We start from the raw sequence: 7,735 nt of genomic DNA, 5'->3' as shown, positions 1-7,735 counted from the left end.
CCAACACCACCACACGGGCTTTCGACATGACCGATGACTGTCACCCATGACGCGACTCATCGGGAGTCGTTCCAGGTGTAACCGATGACTCGACTCAGGTGTCACCTATGTCATGACTCACGACACCCCCTCGGACACACAGAGAAAACCCCGGCCTTTGGGCCGGGGTTTTTTGCTGGGTCAGTAATGTCGGCCGCGTTCGATGGTGGTGCGGCTGTTGAGCCGCTCAGCGACCGCGCGTTGGTTGAGCCGCGGCCGATGCCGACGACGACGGCAGCGTGGACGGACGATCGATGATCGTCGATGACGGCCCACCGACCCGGTACCGCGCGCCGCGGTGCTCCCGCGGTAGCCGGTCGCCATTGCCGAAAAGTTTGTGCCGCAACGATCCAGGCAGGTACTCGGCCTGATAAACACCACGTTCGGTGAGCACCGGAACCACATGCTCGATCACGTCGGCGAACGAACCGGGGGTGATGGCATATGCGAGGTTGAAACCGTCGACATCGGTCTCGGCGACCCACTCCTGCAACGTGTCGGCCACCGTGGTGCCCGACCCGACGATCCGTGGGCCCATGCCGCCGATCTCGCCCCATTCGGCGATGTCCCGGACCGTCCACTCCCGGCCATCGGGATCGGCCGACTGAAACGCCTTGACCGCGGACAGGATCGCATTCGAGTCGACGTTGCCAATCGGCTCGTCCAACCCGTAACGGGCCAGGTCCACACCCATCCACCCGGACATGAACACCAGCGCGCCTTCCGGGTCGCCATAGGACAGCAACTCGCGGTGCTTGGCGTGCGCCTCGGCGTCGGTGGCCGCGGTGATCACCGTCGACAGATTGAAAATCTTGGCCGAGTACGGATCCCGGCCGGCCAGTTCCAACTCTCGGCGGATATTCGAAACTGTCTCTGCCAGAATAGCTTTGGTTGGCGCCGCGGTGAAGATCGCCTCGGCGTTCTCGGCGGCGAACCGCACCCCGCGCAGGGACGAACCAGCCTGGTAGATCACCGGGGTTCGCTGCGGCGAGGGCTCGGCGAGGTGAACTCCCGGCACACTGAAATGTGTTCCGGAGTGTCCGATGTGGTGCACCTTGTCCGGGTCGGTGAACACTCCGCGCTCGCGGTCGCGGACCACCGCGTCGTCCTCCCAGGAGCCCTCCCACAACTTGTAGAGCACCTCGAGATATTCGTCAGCGTGGTCGTACCGGGCATCGTGGGCCGGCTGGTCGGTCTGCCCCATATTGCGCGCCGCCGCGGGCAGATAACCGGTGACCACATTCCAGCCGATCCGCCCCTTGGTCAGGTGATCCAGGGTCGATATCCGGCGAGCGAACGGATACGGGTGCTCGAACCCGGTGCCGGTGGTGATGCCGAAGCCCAGATGCTCGGTCACCAGCGCCATCGCCGATACCAACAACAGCGGGTCACCCACCGGAATCTGCGCAGCCTGCCGGATGGCGGCCTCGTCGCTGGCTCCGTAGACGTCGTAGGTACCGAGCACATCGGCAATGAAGAGGCCGTCAAACCTGCCACGTTCGAGCAACTTCGCCAATTCGGTCCAGTACGCCAGATCCTTGTAACGCCATGACTGATCCTCTGGATGCCGCCACAATCCGGGCGACTGATGAGCGACGCAGTTCATGTCGAAGGCATTGAGGCGAATCTGTCGGGTCACTCCTCCATCGTGTTCACATCCAACCCATCAGACACCGATTGCACTCAGCACGAACATTTTTCACGCACTCCAGCCACGATCACCGACTCCGAACGGCTCAGGTCCGCGTGGCTGTACCGCCCAGCCGGTTCACCGCATAATCGGCGGCCTGGTCGGTCAGCCCGCGCGCCGGGTACGCGCCGTGGGCACCCTGATCGTTGCCGGTCGGTGAGCACACCGGGTCCTCGGCGATGCAGACATCATCGGTCTTGCCGACGTAGCGCGGGCCGACAGTGATGGGCGGCGCGCCCGTGAAGATCATCTGCAGGAATCCGCTGGACGGTTTTCCGAACAGGACGACCGCGGCCACGTGATCGGCCGCCGACGTCGGCATCGGGCCCGTCAGCCCCGGCGGCAGAGCGAAGCCCTGCGGCACGTGGTCCTCGGTGATGTACGCGGCCACTGCCGCCCCCTGCGAGTAGCCGCCGAGCACCACCTTGGTGTTCGGGCAGGAGTTCACTGTCGCCATCACCTTGTTCCTCGCGTCGATCACGCCGTCTGCCGCGGTCGCGAAATCAAGGGACGCAGGGTAATTGACGGCGTAGACATCCACCGACTTGCCCGGTGTCTTGGCACGGAGCGAGTCCGCGAACGCCTGCCCGACGCCGCCGACGCCCGCGGGCTCAAAGGTGCCTCGGGCGAACACCAATTGCACGTCTGGGCACGCCTCCGCTGCCGCGGGCCCGGCAGCGGCGACGCCCGCTGCAGTAAGGAACACCGCCGCAGCGGCAGCACCCAACCATCGATCATTTCGCTTCATCTGGACCGCCCCAACTCGGTAGAAACTCGCAGCGACCATTCCCACCGCCGCCGCCTCTTAGCCTGTCTACCCAATCTGCGTCCGATAAACCACCCAACCTCGGTGATTCGCATCACGCGAGTGGACCCGCAACGAAAGTCATTGTTTGCTAACGGTTCTCCTCGGACATCCGGATCAACGCGCGTCACCGCAGGCTGTACCCGCCATCGGGATAGAGCGTGGAACCCGTCGTCGCGCCGTTGAGGAAGAGATGAATGACTGCAGCCACGATTTCGTCCTCCCGCACCAGTCTCCCGCTGGTCGAGGCTTCGACAAAGTGGTCGAATGCCGCCTGCCGGACGGCTTGGGGCCGTTGATGCCAAAGGTTGCCGTCGACGGTGCCAGGCGAGATCGCGTTCACCCGTACCGGCGCGAGTTCAACGGCCAACCCGCGTGCCAGGCCCTCGATCGCGGCATTGGCAGCGACGTAGGCCGGCGCGGCCCCGGCCGGCCGGACACTGGCCGCCCCGGCCATCAGTACGACTGCCGCATCAGCCGCCAGCACCGGCAAAGCGGCCTTGACCACGCGGTACTGACCCCAGAACTTCGAGTCGAACGGCGACGCCGCGTCGCTGATCGAGAGTTCGCGCAGTGATCCGGTGACGTAGGTGGCCGCAGTGGTGAAGACCGCATCGACCGAGTCGAGCCGAGCGAACACGGCCTCGACGGCGCGCTCGTCCGCGGTATCGACGACCTGCCATGTCGCCGACGGGCCCAGCTCGGCGGCGGCCTTTTCGAGCGCACCGGCGCGGCGCCCGCCCAGTACCACCGCACCCCCAGCGGACACCACCAATTTGGCGACCGCGAAACCGATTCCGGACCCGCCGCCAACGAGGACGACGGTCCGATCCGCGAATGCGTCGCCGGCAAGGAAACTCTTCATGGTGTCGACGTAATCGTCACCGCCCGGACACCGCAATCCATTTGATCAGCTTGAATCGCCCGGAATGGTTGCGTGAAGCACGCGGAACCTGTTGCCGCTCAGGGCTATACAGCGCTCTCGTCAGATGCCGTTGACGTAGTCGCCCGTGCAGATGTTGTAGTGCCCCGCCGGATTGAACGTCTCTCCGTTGCCGGGGAAATACCACTTCGCCGCTTGGTACATCAGCTGGCCGTTGCAGGTGCCGAGGTTGTAGGCCACGATCGTCGCCGGTTCCTTGATCGACTGCGCAACGCTGAAGGCGCCCGGCGGTATCGCGTAGGAAAGGCCCCTCCCGATGGCCTGCTCTCCGCCCCAGGAGGACCAGGTGATGTCCCAGATGTCGCCCGTCGGGTCGCCACCGTTGAACACTCTCGTCGGCTGCACCGTTCCGTAGCCCCGCACGCTGGGGTTCCAGGCACCACCGAGCGTCGGTTGCGGGTCGGCCGCCGCCGAGGGCGCGCCGGTCGTCGAGCAGGCGGCCAGGGCGACGGTGGTCGTGATGGCCGCTGCAATCCTTGTGGCGACCTTCTTCGTTCTCATTTGCTTCATTGCGGTCAGCCCAACTGGTAGGAATCGCGTGACACTCGGAAGAAGTGTCCGGTGCTGGAGTCGGTGCACGTCATGCCCACGAGTTCGCTGTCGCAGGTGATGGAGCCCACCGTCCGCGTTTGTCCGTAGGCGAGAGTCGGTGCGCCGTCGGGAAATTCGTGATCCGAGTGCCAGTCACCCCCGACGGGTGCGCCGCCCTGGCCGAGCAGGAATCTGTTGCCTTTCCCGCCCATGGTGTAGTCCGCCGGGCGCGGGATGAACCAGGTGTAGTCCTTGATCTCGCACATGACGCCGCCCGTCCCCATCTTGCAGCCGACGTTCCCCGACGGGGACCGAAAGGCATAGGTGTCGTCGGCGTGCGCGGTTGCGGCCAGGCCGATCGTTGCCGCGACCGCCGTCGTTGCGATCAGCGCCAGCTTCATCATCTTCGTGGACTGCCTCTTCTCGAAATGGTGCTTCGGTCACCCACAAGGCTTCGGTAGGAGCCTTGGCGGTTTCTTGCGACGCAGGTCAACGTGGGTAAAACCGGGCGCGCTGCGCGAATACGGGAGCCTGTCGAACTGGCGCTGTGATCAGCATCTCCATCTCGGACGTAGGCCTTGCGGTACCGACGTACCAATTTAGGCTTGCCTTACCTAATCTATGGGAGGTGCTGATGCGCGACATCCGCGTGGCGGTGATCGGGGCAGGGCCGGCCGGAATCTATGCGTCCGACATCCTGACCGAGGAATACCCGCAGGCCAGGCTCGATCTGTTCGATCGACTGCCGGCCCCCTACGGGCTGGTCCGGTACGGGGTCGCACCCGATCACCCGCGGATCAAGGAGATCATCAAGGCGCTACGCCGCGTGCTGTCTCGCGATGAGATCCGCTTCATCGGCAACGTGCACTACGGCACCGACCTGAAGCTGTCCGATCTGCGGCGCTACTACGACGCGGTCATCTTCTCGACCGGGGCGCGCGCCGACCGCCCGCTGGACATCCCCGGCATCGATCTGCCCGGCAGCTACGGCGCCGCCGACTTCGTCTCCTGGTATGACGGCCACCCCGACGTGCCACGAACCTGGCCGCTGCAGGCCAAGAGCGTCGCGGTCCTGGGTGCCGGCAACGTGGCCCTCGACGTCGCCAGGATGCTGGCCAAGCCGGCCGATGAGCAACTGAGCACCGAGATCGCCGGCAATGTCTACCAAGGGCTTTCGCTGAATCAGGCCACCGACGTGCATGTGTTCGCCCGGCGGGGCCCCGCGCAGATCAAGTTCTCGCCGATGGAATTCCGCGAGCTGTCCCACTCCCCCAGCGTCGACGTGATCGTGCACCCAGACGGGTTCGAGATCGACGAAGCGAGCCAGCAGGCCATCAACTCGAGCAAATCCACCAAGCTCGTGGTCAACACCATGATGCGGTACCTGGACGTCGAGCCCACCGGTGCCCCGCACCGCATCCACCTCCATCTGTGCCAATCACCGGTCGCCGTGCTCGGCGCGGCACGGGTCGAAGGGCTGCGGACCGAGCGCACCGAACTGATCGGGAACGGAACAGCCCGGGGCACCGGCGAATTCACCGATTGGCCGGTGCAGGCCGTCTACCGCGCCGTCGGCTACCTGTCCTCGCACCTGGCCGATCTGCCGTTCGACCACCACGCCGGCGTGGTCCCGCACGACGCCGGCCGGGTACTGGACCTCGACGGCGAGCTGATCGAAGGGACCTACGTCACCGGCTGGATCAAACGCGGGCCCATCGGACTCATCGGGCACACCAAATCCGATGCGTCCGAGACGATCACCAGCCTGCTGGCCGACCTACCCGGACTTCGCGCACCCGAGATAGCCGGGCCTGACGCCATCCTGGAGCACCTGTCCGGCAGCGGCATCGACTACACCACGTGGGAGGAATGGGAACGCCTCGACGCCCATGAGATGGCCCTCGGCGCGCAGCAGGGCCGAGAGCGGGTCAAGGTGGTGCCCCGCACCGACATGATCAGAGCCGGCCGGAGCTAGAGAGTCGCAGCTGTAGTTATCGACGACTCCCGGCGCTGGTTGTCGCTAGCCTCACGTCATGCCAACTGTGGGGCGGTACGCCAAAGGTGAGGCCAAGCGCGCGCAGATCAAGGACGTCGCGCTCGCGGTCCTGGAACGCGACGGCGAGGCCGGCGCGTCGATGCGGGTGATCGCCAATGAGGCCGGCATCAGCCTGGCGGGCCTGATGCACTACTTCCCCACGCGCGATGTCCTGCTGACCGAGTTGCATCGCGACGCCGATGCGAAATTCGAAGAGTGGTATCGCAATTCGGAAGTCGACATCGACCCGGGCGAGGTCATGGCGCAGGCGATGGTGGACAAGGCCGCGAAGCCGGGATCGGGCACGGTCTATCTGTCGCTGGCGGCGGCCGCCGCGGTCGATCCGTCGCATCCGGCCGCGGAATACCTGCGCCGGCGATACGAGAGAATGCGCGCGACCATCGCCGACTATGTCGGCCGCCAACAGGCGGCCGGTGCGCTCCCCGCCCACGTCGACGCCGAGTTCGCCGCCACCGCACTGATCGCCGCGGCCGACGGGATTCAGATCCAATGGATGTCCGATCGGTCGATCGACATGGGCGCTCATGTGCGCGCCGTGTGGCACCGCATCCTCGCCTGACCAAAACAGTGCACTGTATGGTTTTGGGCATGAAGTGGAACCGGGTTTTCCTGGCATCAGCCGTGGCCCTCGCCTTCGGACTCTCCGCGTGCGGCGCGAAGCAGGAGCGGACGGACAACAGCTCGTCCTTTAGCCGCAACTTCTACTGGGGTACCGCGACGGCGGGATACCAGGTGGAAGGCGACGCCCCCGACAGCAATTGGCGCCGATACGTCGACCGGACAGCCGGCAAGCCCGTATCACCGGGAGCGGGCCTGCTGGAGGCGAGTCCGGTGGAGCCCTACAAACAGGCCGACGACTTCCGACACCGCTACAAGGAAGACATCGCCAACGCGCATGCCATGGGCGTCAACACTTTTCGCTTCGGTCTCGAATGGTCGCGGGTGATGCCGCAGCCCGGTAAATGGGACGACAAGGAGCTGGCCTACTACGACGACGTGGTCGCGACACTGCTCGCCAACGGCATGACGCCGATGATCACGCTGATGCACTGGGTCTACCCCGGCTGGATCGCCGACCGCGGCGGCTTCCTCAACAATGTCCCCGCGTTCGACGACTTCGCCAAGGCGATCACCAAACGCTACGCGGGACAGGGCGTGCTGTGGGTGAGCGTCAACGAGCCACTGGCCTTCGGCGCGATGGAAGTGCGCACCGGCGCCATCAAGCCCGACCAGTTCGGCACCTTCCTCGACCGGGTCGCCGACGCCCACCGCGCGGTGTATCGCGCCGCGCATGACGCCGATCCCAAGGCGAAGGTCACCACGAACGAGGCCTACATTCCGCCAGAAGTGTTGGCGCAGTTCGCCGGATTCGGCGTCAAGGGAATCGAGGGCTCGTTCTTCGACCGGGTCAGGGACAGCCTCGACTACCTCGGGTTCGACTACTACACGGGTACGGCGCAGGACAATCCAGCTTCGGCGCAGAGCATGACCGCCCGGTGGAACACCAAGCTGCAGGCCGAGGACATCTACTACGTGGCACGCCACTACGCCCAGCGGTACCCCGGCTTGCCCATCTACATCGTCGAAAACGGCATGGTGACCGACAACGCCAAACCGCGGACCGACGGCGTGACCCGATCGCAGTACCTCAGCGACACCGTCTTCTGGCTG

At 65.3% G+C, this 7,735-nt stretch carries 8 protein-coding genes; 3 read left to right on the top strand and 5 right to left on the bottom strand.

All coding sequences use genetic code 11. The features are described from left to right. Nucleotides 1–226: 226 nt before the first annotated feature. From TL10_RS29050 to TL10_RS29030, 5 genes are all read right to left on the bottom strand, one after another. Nucleotides 227–1,678 carry an LLM class flavin-dependent oxidoreductase gene (locus TL10_RS29050; protein ID WP_043988392.1) on the bottom strand — a complete coding sequence of 484 codons (1,452 nt, stop codon included), beginning with the start codon at nucleotides 1,676–1,678 and terminating at the stop codon, nucleotides 227–229. A gap of 97 nt (nucleotides 1,679–1,775) precedes the next feature. Then, entirely contained in the window at nucleotides 1,776–2,477 is a 702-nt protein-coding gene (locus tag TL10_RS29045) for a cutinase family protein (RefSeq protein ID WP_052506584.1), read from the bottom strand. Nucleotides 2,478–2,661: 184 nt separating this feature from the next. Continuing rightward, the gene (locus TL10_RS29040) at nucleotides 2,662–3,399 is read right to left on the bottom strand and encodes an SDR family oxidoreductase (RefSeq protein ID WP_043988390.1); all 738 of its coding nucleotides are present in this window, start codon (nucleotides 3,397–3,399) and stop codon (nucleotides 2,662–2,664) included. A 120-nt stretch (nucleotides 3,400–3,519) separates the two neighbouring features. Next, nucleotides 3,520–3,978, bottom strand: coding sequence for a hypothetical protein (locus tag TL10_RS29035; RefSeq protein WP_052506583.1), 459 nt, complete (start codon nucleotides 3,976–3,978; stop codon nucleotides 3,520–3,522). A 14-nt stretch (nucleotides 3,979–3,992) separates the two neighbouring features. Continuing rightward, entirely contained in the window at nucleotides 3,993–4,412 is a 420-nt protein-coding gene (locus tag TL10_RS29030; RefSeq protein ID WP_043988388.1) for a DUF6636 domain-containing protein, read from the bottom strand. Between the two features lie 230 nt (nucleotides 4,413–4,642). On the opposite strand from TL10_RS29030, the gene TL10_RS29025 reads away from it, so the two are divergent. The 3 genes from TL10_RS29025 to TL10_RS29015 form a co-directional block, all read left to right on the top strand. Further along, nucleotides 4,643–5,983 carry an FAD-dependent oxidoreductase gene (locus TL10_RS29025; RefSeq protein ID WP_043988395.1) on the top strand — a complete coding sequence of 447 codons (1,341 nt, stop codon included), beginning with the start codon at nucleotides 4,643–4,645 and terminating at the stop codon, nucleotides 5,981–5,983. A 58-nt stretch (nucleotides 5,984–6,041) separates the two neighbouring features. Then, nucleotides 6,042–6,623, top strand: coding sequence for a TetR/AcrR family transcriptional regulator (locus TL10_RS29020; RefSeq protein WP_043988387.1), 582 nt, complete (start codon nucleotides 6,042–6,044; stop codon nucleotides 6,621–6,623). A 17-nt stretch (nucleotides 6,624–6,640) separates the two neighbouring features. Further along, the coding region (locus TL10_RS29015) for a family 1 glycosylhydrolase (protein ID WP_423136080.1) at nucleotides 6,641–7,735 on the top strand (1,095 nt) is incomplete at its 3' end.

Source organism: Mycolicibacterium llatzerense, assembly GCF_000878195.1.
In the GTDB taxonomy this organism is placed as follows: Bacteria; Actinomycetota; Actinomycetes; order Mycobacteriales; family Mycobacteriaceae; genus Mycobacterium; species Mycobacterium llatzerense.
The sequence above is the reverse complement of the archived record's forward strand: the minus strand, read 5'-3'. Positions and strand labels throughout refer to the sequence as shown.